Origin of the sequence: Paracoccus zhejiangensis (assembly GCF_002847445.1) — a bacterium.
In the GTDB taxonomy this organism is placed as follows: domain Bacteria; phylum Pseudomonadota; class Alphaproteobacteria; order Rhodobacterales; family Rhodobacteraceae; genus Paracoccus; species Paracoccus zhejiangensis.
This window is the reverse complement of sequence record NZ_CP025430.1, coordinates 1,068,392-1,080,274: the sequence shown is the minus strand read 5'-3', so window position 1 is coordinate 1,080,274 and position 11,883 is coordinate 1,068,392. Positions and strand designations below refer to the sequence as shown.

The window sequence follows — 11,883 nt, the reverse complement described above, 5'->3', positions numbered from 1 at the left end:
GGGACAGATCATGGCAGAGGCAACCCGCAACCCCGCCCCCTATACCGAGGCCGATCTGAGCCTCATCAAGCGGATCATCCCGCACCGCTATCCGTTCCTGTTCATCGACAAGGTGCGCGACATCGTGCCCTTTGAAAGCGCGGTGGGCATCAAGAACGTGACCTGCAACGAGCCGCATTTCGAGGGCCATTTCCCCGGCCAGCCGATCATGCCCGGCGTCACCATCATCGAGGCGATGGCGCAGACTTCGGCGGTGGTGGTGGGCATCAGCCTCGACGTGATCGACAAGCCGCTGTCGACCTATTTCATGGGCATAGACGCCTGCAAGTTCCGCCGCATGGTGGTGCCGGGCGACGTGCTGGAGCTGCATGTGACGGTGAAGCGTCCGGGCGGCAAGATCTGGAAATTCGAGGGCAAGGGCTTTGTCGACGGGCAGCTGGCCGCGCAGGCCGAGTTCACGGCAATGATGGATCTGAAATCGGATGGCTGACCCTGTCATCCACCCCTCGGCGGTGATCGAGCCGGGGGCGGCGATTGCCGAGGATTGCCAGATCGGGCCCTTCTGCGTGGTCGGCCCGCAGGTGCGGCTGGCGCGCGGGGTCGTGCTGAAATCGCATGTCGTCGTCACCGGGGAAACCTCGGTCGGCGAGGAGACGGTGATCTTTCCCTTCGCCTGCATCGGCGAGATCCCGCAGGACCTGAAATTCAAGGGCGAACGCGCCGCGCTGGAAATCGGCGCGCGCAACCGCATCCGCGAATATGTGACGATGAACCCCGGCACCGAGGGCGGCGGCGGGCTGACCCGCGTGGGCGATGACGGCCTCTTCATGGCCGGCAGCCATGTCGCCCATGACTGCCAGATCGGCAACCGGGTGATCCTTGTTAACAACGTCGCCATCGCCGGCCATTGCGTGCTGGAAGATGACGTGATCGTCGGCGGGCTTTCCGGCGTGCATCAGTTCGTGCGCATCGGTCGCGGCGCGATGATCGGCGCGGTCACCATGGTCACCGCCGATGTCATCCCCTTCGGGCTGGTGCAGGGGCCGCGCGGGCATCTGGACGGGCTGAACCTCGTCGGGCTGAAGCGTCGCGGTGCCAGCCGGGCCGAGATCACCGCGCTGCGCGAGATGTTGGGCGATCTGGGCAAGGGCTCGTTCCGCGACACCGCGCGGGCGCGGATCGAGGCGGCGACCGGGATGGAGCGCGAGGTGCTGGATTTCATCCTCGGCCCCTCGGATCGCAGCTTCCTGACGCCCGGGCGCATGACTGAGTGCAGATGACGAAAACCGCCATCATCGCGGGCGAGGGCGGGCTGGCCCCTGCCATCGCCGCCCATTTGCCGGATGCCCCGATCTATGCGCTGGAGGGATTCGCCCCGCCGATCCCGGCCCAGACCTTCCGGCTGGAGCGGCTGGTGCCCTTTCTCGATCACCTGCTGGACCAGGGCGTGAGCCGGGTGATCTTTGCCGGCGCGGTCCGCCGTCCGGCGCTGGACCCGGAACAGTTCGATCTCCGCACCGCGCAGCTGGTGCCGCGCATCCTGATGGCGATGCAGTCGGGCGATGACGCGGCGCTGCGCACGGTGCTCGAGATCTTCGATGAATCAGGTCTAACCGTTTGCGGTGTTGAAGAAATCGCGCCTGACCTGATCCCCTCTGAAGGCCATCTGACCGGCACGCCCTCGGCTGCCGATGAAAAGGATGTTGCCCGCGCCGCCGAGATCGTCGCAGCGCTGGGGCCGCTGGATCTGGGTCAGGGCTGCGTCGTGGCGCAGGGCCTCTGCATCGCCATCGAAACCTTGCCCGGCACTGCCGCCATGCTGGATTTCGCCGCGCAGCACCGCAACCTGCGCGCCAATCCCAAGGGTGGGCGCGGGGTCTTCTACAAGGCGCCGAAGCCGGGGCAGGACCGCCGCATCGATCTGCCGACCATCGGGCCGGATACCGTCGATCAGGCGGCAGCGGCGGGACTTGCCGGGATCGCTTGGGCCGCCGGCAGCGTTATCCTGTTGGACAGGGACGAAACCATCCGCCGCGCCGAAGGGGCGGGGCTGTTCTTGTGGTCGCGCTCTGGTTGAGTGGCGTTCGGGGCGAGACGGTAATAAGCTGTCCTTGTCCCGCAGGACCATTCCTCCCTGCGGCGGGAAAGGCGCATTGGCATGAAACTGTTTCTGATCGCGGGTGAGGTTTCGGGCGACGCGCTTGGCGGCGCGTTGATGGCGGGGCTGAACGAATTGCAGCCGGGTATCGCCTTTGATGGCATCGGCGGGCCGCGGATGCAGGCCGAGGGGCTGGTGAGCCGCTTTCCGATGGATGAGCTGTCGCTGATGGGCATCTGGGAGGTGCTGCCGAAATACCGCCACCTGAAGCGCCGGATCAGCGAGACCGCCCGCGCCGTGGCCGAGTTCGCTCCCGATGCCCTCATCACCATCGACAGCCCGGATTTCTGCCTGCGCGTGGCGCGCGAGGCGCGGGCGTTGAACCCGGATCTGAAGACCATCCATTACGTCGCGCCCTCGGTCTGGGCATGGCGGCCCGGGCGGGCGCTGAAGATGGCCGAGGTGATCGACCATGTGCTGGCGATCCTGCCCTTCGAGCCGCCGCTGATGGAAGCCGCCGGCATGTCCTGCGATTTCGTCGGGCATCCGGTGGTGGCCGAGCCGCTGGCCGGGCCGGACGAGGCCAATGCCTTTCTGGCCGCGCACGGGATCAGCGCCGATGCGCCGGTGGTCCTGTGCCTGCCCGGCTCGCGCAAGGGCGAGGTGACGCGGCTTGGCCCGCGCTTTGATGAGGCGCTGATGCGGCTCAGGGACCGCGTGCCGGAAATTCGGGTGGTGATCCCGACGGTGCCGGGCGTTTCGGCGCTGTTGCGCGACATGGTGAAACGCTGGCCCACCGCGCCGATCGTGGTCGAGGACCCGCAGGAGAAGCTGGCGGCCTTTGCCGCCGCCGATCTGGCGCTTGCGGCCTCGGGCACGGTCAGTCTGGAACTGGCGGCCAATCGCGTGCCGATGGTCGTGGGCTATGACATGGCCCTGCTGAGCCGGCTGATCGTCGGGATGATGCTGAAGACCGATACCGTGACACTGGTCAACCTGGTCAGCGACACCCGCGCCGTGCCGGAGTTCCTGGGCAGCAACTGCCAGCCCGGGCCGATGGCCGATGCGCTGCTGGCAACGCTCGAGGACATGTCGGCGCGCAAGGCGCAGTTCGAGGCGATGGATCTGACGATGGACCGCCTCGGCAAGGGGGGTGAGGCGCCGGGCCTTCGCGCGGCGCGCTCGGTCTTGCAGGCGATTAGCCGGCCGCGGCCGTCACGATGATCTCGACCTTGTAATCGGGGGTCGCCAGCTTCGCCTCGCCGGTGGCGCGGGCGGGGGCATTGCCCTGCGGCACCCAGGCGTCCCAGACCGCGTTCATCTCGGCGAAATCGGCCATGTCGGCCAGCCAGATCTGGGCCGAAAGGATGCGGGTCTTGTCGCTGTGGCATTTCTTCAGCAGCGTGTCGATCTGCGCCAGGATGGCGCGGGTCTGGTCGGTGACCGATGCGCCCGCCTGACCAACCTGACCGGCCAGGTAGGCCACGCCGTTATAGGTGACGGCCTGGCTCATCCGCTGGCCGGTTTCGATCCGTTTGATGTCGCTCATGTGTGTTAGCCTCCGTTGAACAAGCGCCAGAAAAAGATGGCCGTCATGCCAAAGCCGATGGCGGCGATCAGCGCGCGCAACTGCGGCATCGGAATGCGGCGAGAGACCGGCGCGCCCAAGAGGCCGCCGGCAATGGTGCCAAGGGCCATCATGGCCGCCGGGATCCAGATGACTTTGCCACCGATGGCAAAGATTGCAAAGCTGATGACCGACAGCGCGAAGCTGAGCCAGCATTTCAGCCCGTTCATCTGGTTCAGGTCGGTGAGACCCCAAAGCGAGAACAACGCCAGAAGGATGATCCCCAGCCCGCCGTTGAAATAGCCGCCATAGATCGCCACCGGCAGCAGCGTGCCTAGGCCGAAGGCGGTCACGTCGCGGGCGTGCTTGGCGGCAAAGGCGCGGATCGCCGCGCCCTTGAGAAAGATCAGCGTGGCCGCGAGCAGCAGGAACGGCACCAGGAGCGAGAAGGCGGCGTTCGAGCTGACCAGCAGCAGCACCGAGCCGATGGCCGAGCCGACGATGGTCCAGCCGGTCAGGCGTTTCAGCTGATGGCGCTCGATCAGCAGGATGTCGCGGCGAAAGCTGATGGCGGCGGCGAGATAGCCGGGCAGGGCGGCAACCGTCGCCGTGGCATTGGCGGCGACCGGCGGGATGCCGGTAAAGACCAGCGCCGGGAAGGTGATGAAGGTGCCGCCACCGGCGACCGCGTTCATGATGCCGCCGATCAACCCGGCGCAGAACAGAATGAGTAACTCGGACATGGGCGCAATCGGCTCTGCGGCAACGGGGACAGGGGGCCGTGTGCGGCCGGTTCGGCCCGTCTTGGCGCAAATTGTCGCGGCTGTCGAGGCCCTGCGGCGCAGGGTGGCGCTGGTGAGGTTCAGACAGGATGTCAAACATGTCAGACAACTATTGACAGTATGCCAGACATGATTGTATCCCGGTGGCGAGGCGGCTGCGAATCCGTGGCCGGAATTTCAGACAGGGACGGACAGGGATGATCATCACCGAGGTCGAGGCGCGGATCTTCAAAACCACCACGCGGCGGCATTCCGACAGCGCGGGCCATGCCCATCCGGGGCCGGCGCACCAGGTGCAGCAGGCGATCCTGACCATCCGCACCGAGGACGGGCAGGAGGGGCACAGCTTCACCGCGCCCGAGATCGTCCGCCCGCATGTCTTGGAGAAATTCGTCCGCAAGGTGTTGATCGGGCAGGACCACCGCGACCGCGAACGGCTGTGGCAGGACCTGGCGCATTGGCAGCGCGGCTCGGCGGCGCAGCTGACCGACCGGACGCTGGCCGTGGTCGATTGCGCGCTGTGGGACCTGGCCGGGCGCAGCCTGGGCCAGCCGGTCTACAAGTTGATCGGCGCCTATCGCGACAAGGTGCTGGCCTATGGCAGCATCATGTGCGGCGACGAGCTGGAGAACGGCCTCGCCACGCCCGAGGATTACGGCCGCTTTGCCGAAACGCTGGTCAAGCGCGGCTACAAGGGGATCAAGCTGCACACCTGGATGCCGCCGGTCAGCTGGGCGCCGGATGTGCGCATGGACCTGAAAGCCTGCGCCGCCGTGCGCGAGGCGGTCGGCCCCGATATCAGCCTGATGATCGACGCCTTCCACTGGTATTCGCGCAGCGACGCGCTGGCGCTTGGCCGCGGGCTGGAGAAGCTGGGCTTCGACTGGATCGAGGAACCGATGGATGAGCAGAGCATGTCATCCTACAAGTGGTTGGCCGACAACCTGGATATCCCCGTGGTCGGCCCGGAAAGTGCCGCCGGCAAGCATTGGCACCGTGCCGAATGGGTCAAGCACGGTGCCTGCGATATCCTGCGGACCGGCGTCAACGACGTGGGCGGCATCACCCCGGCGCTGAAGACCATGCGCATGGCCGAGGCCTTCGGCATGGAGTGCGAGGTGCATGGCAACACCGCGATGAACCTGCACGTGGTCGCCGCCTCGAAGAACTGCCGCTGGTACGAGCGCGGGCTGCTGCATCCCTTCCTCGAATACGATGACGGCTTTGACTACCTGAAATCGCTGTCCGATCCGATGGATGCGGATGGCTATGTCCATGTCCCCGATCGTCCGGGTCTGGGCGAGGACATTGATTTCACCTTCATCGACAACAACCGGGTGGCGTGATGACCCGCGAGGTTCTTGCCTTCGGTGACAGCCTGACCTGGGGCGCGGACCCGGTGACGGGCCTGCGCCATCCCGCTGGCGGGCAGTGGCCGCGCGTGCTGGAAGCCGCGCTGTCGGGTGTTCGGATTCATGCCGATGGCGTCGGCGGGCGCACCACCTGCCGCGATGACGATGCGGGCGCGGCGCTCCGGAATGGCGCAAAGGCGCTGCCGGTGGCGCTGTCGGCGCATATGCCGCTGGATCTGGTGATCCTGATGCTCGGGACGAATGACCTGAAGGCGGTGCATGGCGGCCGGGCCGATGGCGCGCAGGCCGGGATGAAACGGCTGGCCGAGATCGTCGCCACCTTTCCCTACAAGCCGCTTGGCGCGGTGCCGCGCCTGCTGATCGTCGCCCCACCGCCGACCGGAGCGGGTGCAGCAGGCGGGCGCGACCCCGGCGAGGCTCGTCGGATCGCACCGCTCTATCGCGCGCTCGCCGATGAACTCGGCTGCGGCTTCTTCGACGCGGGTGAGGTGGCCTCGGTCAGCCCCGCCGATCAGGTGCATCTGGACGCAGAGGCGACGGCCGCCATTGGCCGGGCGCTGGTGGCGCCGGTGACGGAATTGCTCGCCTGAGGCAGGCGAGTGCAGGACTGCCGCAGGCCACTGCGGATGAGATGGCGCGCCGCGCGCCCGTGACGCGGCACAAGGGAGGAACCATGAAACATTTTCTTGCTTCGGTGGCGCTCGGCGCGCTTCTGATCGGGGCGAACCCGCTGGCCGCGCTGGCGGAAACGCCCGAGGATCAGCTGATCGTCGCCACCTCGATGAACAATATCCTGACGCTGGACCCCGCCGCCATCACCGGCCGCGAGACGGTGCAGGTCCTGAACAACGTCTATGACACGCTGGTCATCCTCTCGCCCGAGGATCGCAGCATCCAGCCGCGCATGGCCGAAAGCTGGGAAGTCGCGCCCGATCGCATGTCGATCCGTTTCACCCTGCGCGAGGGGGCGAAATTCGCCTCGGGCAATCCGGTGACGGCTGCGGATGTGGTCTACAGCTTCAAGCGGCTGATGCAGCTGAACCTTGCGCAGGCCTCGTTCCTCAAGACCCGCGGCTTCACCCCCGAGGCCGCCGATCAGTCCTTCGTGGCCGAGGATGACCGGACCTTCGTGCTGAACCTGCCGCAGGCGGATGACCCGAACCTGGTCCTGATGACGCTGGCGCTGAGCGGCCCCGGCTCGATCCTCGACAGCAAGCTGGTGATGGAGAACGAGACGGATGGCGATCAAGGCACGGCCTGGCTGACGCTGAATTCGGCGGGCTCCGGTCCCTATGTGCTGACGCAATGGGCCTCGAACGAATACATCATCCTGACCCGGAACGACGCCTATTGGGGCGAGGCGCCGGCGATGACCCGGGTGATGCTGCGCCACCTGCCGGAATCGCAGTCGCAGCGGCTGATGCTGGAACAGGGCGATATCGATGTGGCCTATTCGATGCAGGCCCCCGACCTGACCGCGCTGGCCGGCAACGAGGCGCTGAAGGTCGAATCGACCCCCGGTGCCGGTTTCTATTACCTCGCCGTGTCGATGAAGGACGAGCGTCTGGCCAATCCCAAGGTGCGCGAGGCGCTGCGTTACCTGATCGACTATGACGGGCTCGACAAGGCGGTGATGCCCTTCTACGGCAAGAAGCATCAGCGCCCGCTGTCGACCGGGGTGATGGGGCTCTTGCCCGATCCGGGCTATACGCTGGATGTGGAAAAGGCCAAGGCGCTGCTGGCCGAGGCCGGCTTCCCCGACGGGTTCAAGACGACGCTGCGCGTGCTGTCGGAAGACCCGTTCATGAAGGCGGCGACGGCGATCCAGAACACGCTGGCGCAGGCCGGGATCGAGGCCGAGCTGATCACCGGCTCGGGCGACCAGATCTATGGTGCCATGCGCGAGCGCAATTTCGAGCTGATCGTCGGTCGCGGCGGTGGCGGCCAGCAGCCGCACCCAGACAGCAACCTGCGCTCGATGGCCTATAACCCCGATAACAGCGACGCGGCCAAGCTGACCAACTATCAGGGCTGGCGCACCAGCTTCTATGACGCCGACCTGAACAAGATGATCGAGGAGGCGCTGCTGGTGCAGGACCCGGCGGCGCAGGCCAAGGCCTATGAGGATATCCAGACCCATATGGAAACAGCGGTCATGTCGATCCAGCCCTTCTCCGAGGTGATCGATACCGCCGCCTATCAGGCCGATATCTCGGGCATGATCGTCTCGCCCTGGGTCTCGCGCTTTGAAGGCGTCACCAAGGAGCGGTGATCCCGGGTTCAGTTTCCCCCCGGAGACGGGCGCATCGCAGGATGCGCCCGTTTTGGTTTGTGCAACTGAGGGCCAGCGCCAGCCCGGGGGACGGGCCGGCGCTGGCCCGGCGGCACTGCGTGCCTCGTTCCGGGCCGGGGTCCTTCGGCGATCCAAGCCAAAAGGCCGCACCCTTCGGCGCGGCCATTGCTGCTGTGCTTGGGCGCTGCCCTACATCAGCCCCTCATATTCCAGCGAGGCCCCGATCAGCTCGCGCGCATAGGGATGGCTCGCGCCGTTGCCGGGGATCGCCTCGCGCGGCAGGATCTCGGTGATCTCGCCATGCAGCATGACGGCGAAGCGGTCGCACATGTGGTCGACCACCGCCAGATCATGGGTCACCATGATATAGGTGAAGCCACGCTCCTCGCGCAGCCGCGCCAAGAGGTTCAGGATCTCGGCCTGCACCGAGACATCGAGGGCCGAGGTCGGCTCGTCCAGCAGCAGCACCGAGGGTTCGAGGATCAGCGCGCGGGCAATGGCGACGCGCTGGCGCTGGCCACCGGACAGCTGGTGCGGAAAGCGGTCGAGGAAATCGACCGGCAGACCGACATCGACCATCGCCGCGCGCATCCGCGCCTCGCGGTCACCGATGCCGTGGATGCGCAGGGGTTCCGACAGCACCGTGCGGACCGATTGCCGCGGATGCAGGCTGCCATAGGGGTCCTGAAACACCATCTGCAATTGCCGGCAGCGCTGCTGCTGCGGCAGATCGCGGACGCTTTGGCCGTCGATCCGCACCTCGCCCTGCCAGAAATCGGTCAGCATCGAGACGCAGCGCAGCACCGTGGACTTGCCCGAGCCGCTTTCGCCGACAAGGCCAAAGCATTCGCCCGGCGCGACCGAGAAGGTAACGCCCGGCAGAACCTTCACGGCGGAGGGGCCGACCCCGAAGGTGATCGACAGGTCCTTGATCTCGACGGATTTGGTCACAGCACGGCCTCCTCTTTCCATTCGGGGCGACGATCCAGCACGGCCAGCGGCTTTCGACCGCCGCCAATGCGCGGCTGCGCGGCCAGAAGGCCGCGGGTATAGGGATGCTGGGCCTTGTCCATATCCGCCGCGTTCAGCGTTTCGACCACCCGGCCCGCATACATGATCAGCACCCGGTCGCAGAAATTCCGCACCAGGTTCAGGTCGTGCGAAATCATGATCAGCCCGATGCCGCGATCGCGCACCAGCCCGTCGAGGATGTTCAGGACCTGCAACCGCACGGTCACATCGAGCGCGCTGGTCGGCTCGTCAGCGATGACCAGATCGGGGTCTGCCAGCAGCATCATGGCGATCATCACCCGCTGGCCCATGCCGCCCGAGATCTCGTGCGGATAGAGGTCATGGACCCGCTCGGGGTCGCGGATCTTCACCGCTTCCAGCATTTCCAGCGTCTTGGCCTTGGCGACGGTCCGTGAGGCCGGGAAATGCCGCAGATAGGTCTCGGCCACCTGATCGCCGACCCGGTGGATCGGGTTCAGCGAGAATTTCGGGTCCTGCAGGATCATCGACATGCGCCGGCCGCGGATCTTCAGCATCTCGGCCTCGGACTGCGCCAGCAGGTCCAGATCCTCGAAGCGGATGCGGTCGGCGCTGATCTTGGCGCCGGGCAGCAGTTTCAGCAGCGCCCGGCCCACGGTCGACTTGCCCGAGCCGCTTTCGCCGACGATGCCAAGGCGCTCGCGGCCAAGGGTGAAGCTGACGCCTCGCACGGCATCCACCGGGGAACCGGCATAGCGGATGGCAAGGTTCTGCACGTCAAGGATGGGGTCCATGGCTTACCTCCGGTTCATCTGCTTCGGGTCAAGGGCGTCGCGCAGACCGTCACCCAAGAGGTTGAAGGCGAGGCTGACGGTCAGGATCGCGAGGCCGGGGAAAGTCACCAGCCACCAGCTGTCGATCATGTAGCGCCGGCCGGTGGCGATCATCGCGCCCCATTCGGGCAGCGGCGGCTGCGCGCCAAGGCCCAGGAAGCCGAGGCCGGCGGCGGTCAGGATCACCGTGGCCATGTTCAGCGTCAGCCGGATCATCACCGAGGGTAGGCACATCGGCACGATGGACTTCAGGATGATCCGCATCGGCGAGGCGCCCTGCAGCCGCGCGGCGGCGATGTAATCGGCCTTCCGGAAGGTCATGGTCTCGGCCCGCGCCAGCCGCGCGATCGGCGGCCAGCTGGTCAGGCCGATGGCGATGATGGCATTGTTGAGGCTGGGGCCAAGGGCGGCGACAAAGGCCAGCGACAGGATCAGCGAGGGGAAGGACAGGAAGATGTCGGTGATACGCATCATCACCGTGTCGAAGCGTCCGCCGAAATAGCCCGAGGTGGTGCCGACCAGCAGCCCCAGCGGGCCGACGACGATGGTCACGAGGAAGATGATCGTCAGGGTGATCCGCGCGCCCCAGACCAAGCGGCTGAAGATGTCGCGGCCCAGCTCGTCCGTGCCGAAGAGATGGCCGTTCCCCGGCGCGGCAAGCACGTTGTTCAGGTCCTGCACATAGGGATCATGCGTGGCGATCAGCGGCGCGAAGATCGCCGTCAGGATCAGCACCGCCAGCACGATCAGGCCGAAGGCCGAGGTGGGCTGGCGGATCAGGAAGGTCAGGATGTTGCGCAGCGCCAGCAGGGGGCCGGGGATACGGCGGGTCGGCAGGGGAAGATCGGTCATTTCGTCCTCGGGTCAAAGACACGGTAGAGAAGGTCCGAGAGAAGGTTCAGGGCGATGAAGATGACGCCGACGATCAGCACGCAGGTCATCACCGCGTTCATGTCGCCGATGATCAGGTTGTTGGTCAGGTACTGGCCGAAGCCTGGCCAGCCAAAGACCGTCTCGATCAGCACCGCACCCTCGAGGAGCCCGCCATAGGCCAGCGCCACGATGGTCACCAGCTGCACCTTGATATTGCCGAAGGCGTGGTGCCAGATCGTCTGCCGCTTCGACAGGCCCTTCACCCGCGCCGTGGTCATGTATTCCTGACCCAGCTGGTCCAGCATGAAGCTGCGGGTCATCCGGGTGATATAGGCCGAGGAGGAATAACCCAGCAGCGCGGCGGGCAGGATCAGGTGGTTGATCGCCGACCAGAACACGTCCATCTGCCCGGCCAAGAGGCTGTCGATCAGCAGGAAGCCGGTGCGGTCGGGGACCATGCCGATATAGAACTGGCTCATCCGCCCCGAACCGCCGACCCAGCCCAGCTTGGCATAGAAGATGATCAGCGCGATCATCCCGGTCCAGAAGATCGGCATGGAATGACCGAAAAGGCTGAAGACCCGCACCACATGATCCGGCCAGCGATCCTTGTTCACCGCCGCGATCACGCCCAGGGGCACGCCCAGACCGGCTCCGATGAGGATCGCCAGCGTGGCGAGTTCAATGGTCGCGGGCATCACGTGCAGGATGTCGTTGATCACCGGCTGGCCGGTGCGGATCGAGGTGCCGAAATCGCCGCTGAACACGTCGCCCAGGTAGCGCAGGAACTGTTCCCAGACCGGGCGGTCAAGGCCAAGCTGGTTGAAGACCTGCTCATAGGTCTCGCGCGAGGCATCCTCGCCGACAATGGCGCGGACCGGATCGGCCGGCATCATCCGGCCAATGATGAAGGTCAGCAGCAGAAGGCCAAGCAGGGTGACCGCGATGGTGGTCGCTTGACCCAGAGCGCTGCGCAGGCGGGGATATTCGGTCAGCACGGGTTCCTCCCTTCGCCGCGACCTGGCGGCGGAAACGAATCTGACAGGCTTGCCATCATGTCTGACAAGTTATGGC

13 protein-coding genes are annotated in these 11,883 nt (G+C 66.1%); 7 read left to right on the top strand and 6 right to left on the bottom strand.

The genetic code is table 11. From position 1 onward, the window contains the following. Window positions 1-10: 10 nt before the first annotated feature. From fabZ to lpxB, 4 genes are all read left to right on the top strand, one after another. The gene (gene fabZ / locus CX676_RS05335; RefSeq protein WP_101754160.1) at window positions 11-490 is read left to right on the top strand and encodes a 3-hydroxyacyl-ACP dehydratase FabZ; all 480 of its coding nucleotides are present in this window, start codon (window positions 11-13) and stop codon (window positions 488-490) included. Beyond that, the gene (gene lpxA / locus CX676_RS05330; protein ID WP_101751695.1) at window positions 483-1,280 is read left to right on the top strand and encodes an acyl-ACP--UDP-N-acetylglucosamine O-acyltransferase; all 798 of its coding nucleotides are present in this window, start codon (window positions 483-485) and stop codon (window positions 1,278-1,280) included. The genes fabZ and lpxA overlap by 8 nt, the downstream gene beginning before the upstream one ends. Continuing rightward, complete coding sequence (locus tag CX676_RS05325; RefSeq protein ID WP_101751694.1) at window positions 1,277-2,077, top strand: LpxI family protein; 801 nt, start codon at window positions 1,277-1,279, stop codon at window positions 2,075-2,077. The genes lpxA and CX676_RS05325 overlap by 4 nt, the downstream gene beginning before the upstream one ends. An 81-nt stretch (window positions 2,078-2,158) precedes the next feature. Then, a complete protein-coding gene (gene lpxB, locus CX676_RS05320) occupies window positions 2,159-3,322 on the top strand; it encodes a lipid-A-disaccharide synthase (RefSeq protein ID WP_101751693.1) in 1,164 nt (387 codons plus the stop codon). On the opposite strand, the gene CX676_RS05315 is transcribed toward lpxB, so the two are convergent. Continuing rightward, on the bottom strand, window positions 3,297-3,647 hold the full coding sequence (locus CX676_RS05315) for a RidA family protein (RefSeq protein ID WP_101751692.1): 351 nt from the start codon (window positions 3,645-3,647) through the stop codon (window positions 3,297-3,299). The genes lpxB and CX676_RS05315 overlap by 26 nt on opposite strands. 5 nt (window positions 3,648-3,652) lie before the next feature. Further along, window positions 3,653-4,408, bottom strand: a complete 756-nt coding sequence (locus tag CX676_RS05310) for a sulfite exporter TauE/SafE family protein (protein ID WP_101751691.1) — start codon at window positions 4,406-4,408, stop codon at window positions 3,653-3,655. Window positions 4,409-4,644: 236 nt separating this feature from the next. On the opposite strand from CX676_RS05310, the gene CX676_RS05305 reads away from it, so the two are divergent. The 3 genes from CX676_RS05305 to CX676_RS05295 all read left to right on the top strand — a co-directional run bounded on the left by CX676_RS05305 (window position 4,645) and on the right by CX676_RS05295 (window position 8,092). After that, window positions 4,645-5,793, top strand: a complete 1,149-nt coding sequence (locus tag CX676_RS05305) for a mandelate racemase family protein (RefSeq protein ID WP_101751690.1) — start codon at window positions 4,645-4,647, stop codon at window positions 5,791-5,793. Then, the gene (locus CX676_RS05300; protein WP_101751689.1) at window positions 5,793-6,410 is read left to right on the top strand and encodes an SGNH/GDSL hydrolase family protein; all 618 of its coding nucleotides are present in this window, start codon (window positions 5,793-5,795) and stop codon (window positions 6,408-6,410) included. Before CX676_RS05305 ends, CX676_RS05300 begins: the two co-directional genes overlap by 1 nt. 83 nt (window positions 6,411-6,493) lie before the next feature. Next, window positions 6,494-8,092: an ABC transporter substrate-binding protein gene (locus tag CX676_RS05295; RefSeq protein WP_101754159.1), complete on the top strand. Its 1,599-nt coding sequence runs from the start codon at window positions 6,494-6,496 to the stop codon at window positions 8,090-8,092. 210 nt (window positions 8,093-8,302) lie between these two features. On the opposite strand, the gene CX676_RS05290 is transcribed toward CX676_RS05295, so the two are convergent. From CX676_RS05290 to CX676_RS05275, 4 genes are read right to left on the bottom strand one after another with little or no spacing between them, the layout of a single operon-like run. Next, on the bottom strand, window positions 8,303-9,064 hold the full coding sequence (locus CX676_RS05290) for an ABC transporter ATP-binding protein (protein ID WP_101751688.1): 762 nt from the start codon (window positions 9,062-9,064) through the stop codon (window positions 8,303-8,305). After that, window positions 9,061-9,897, bottom strand: a complete 837-nt coding sequence (locus CX676_RS05285; RefSeq protein WP_101751687.1) for an ABC transporter ATP-binding protein — start codon at window positions 9,895-9,897, stop codon at window positions 9,061-9,063. Before CX676_RS05285 ends, CX676_RS05290 begins: the two co-directional genes overlap by 4 nt. 3 nt (window positions 9,898-9,900) lie before the next feature. Beyond that, window positions 9,901-10,788, bottom strand: coding sequence for an ABC transporter permease (locus tag CX676_RS05280; protein WP_101751686.1), 888 nt, complete (start codon window positions 10,786-10,788; stop codon window positions 9,901-9,903). Further along, window positions 10,785-11,702 carry an ABC transporter permease gene (locus tag CX676_RS05275; protein WP_198590328.1) on the bottom strand — a complete coding sequence of 306 codons (918 nt, stop codon included), beginning with the start codon at window positions 11,700-11,702 and terminating at the stop codon, window positions 10,785-10,787. The genes CX676_RS05280 and CX676_RS05275 overlap by 4 nt, the downstream gene beginning before the upstream one ends. Between the last annotated feature and the right edge of the window lie 181 nt (window positions 11,703-11,883).

Bases quoted from the DNA above. Each gene is read 5' to 3' on its own strand.
- CX676_RS05285 (WP_101751687.1), bottom strand. From the start codon at position 9,897: ATGGACCCCATCCTTGACGTGCAGAACCTTGCCATCCGCTATGCCGGT.
- CX676_RS05280 (WP_101751686.1), bottom strand. From the start codon at position 10,788: ATGACCGATCTTCCCCTGCCGACCCGCCGTATCCCCGGCCCCCTGCTG.
- CX676_RS05275 (WP_198590328.1), bottom strand. From the start codon at position 11,702: ATGCCGGCCGATCCGGTCCGCGCCATTGTCGGCGAGGATGCCTCGCGC.
- CX676_RS05310 (WP_101751691.1), bottom strand. From the start codon at position 4,408: ATGTCCGAGTTACTCATTCTGTTCTGCGCCGGGTTGATCGGCGGCATC.
- lpxB (WP_101751693.1), top strand. From the start codon at position 2,159: ATGAAACTGTTTCTGATCGCGGGTGAGGTTTCGGGCGACGCGCTTGGC.
- CX676_RS05295 (WP_101754159.1), top strand. From the start codon at position 6,494: ATGAAACATTTTCTTGCTTCGGTGGCGCTCGGCGCGCTTCTGATCGGG.
- CX676_RS05325 (WP_101751694.1), top strand. From the start codon at position 1,277: ATGACGAAAACCGCCATCATCGCGGGCGAGGGCGGGCTGGCCCCTGCC.
- CX676_RS05315 (WP_101751692.1), bottom strand. From the start codon at position 3,647: ATGAGCGACATCAAACGGATCGAAACCGGCCAGCGGATGAGCCAGGCC.
- CX676_RS05300 (WP_101751689.1), top strand. From the start codon at position 5,793: ATGACCCGCGAGGTTCTTGCCTTCGGTGACAGCCTGACCTGGGGCGCG.
- CX676_RS05305 (WP_101751690.1), top strand. From the start codon at position 4,645: ATGATCATCACCGAGGTCGAGGCGCGGATCTTCAAAACCACCACGCGG.
- fabZ (WP_101754160.1), top strand. From the start codon at position 11: ATGGCAGAGGCAACCCGCAACCCCGCCCCCTATACCGAGGCCGATCTG.
- lpxA (WP_101751695.1), top strand. From the start codon at position 483: ATGGCTGACCCTGTCATCCACCCCTCGGCGGTGATCGAGCCGGGGGCG.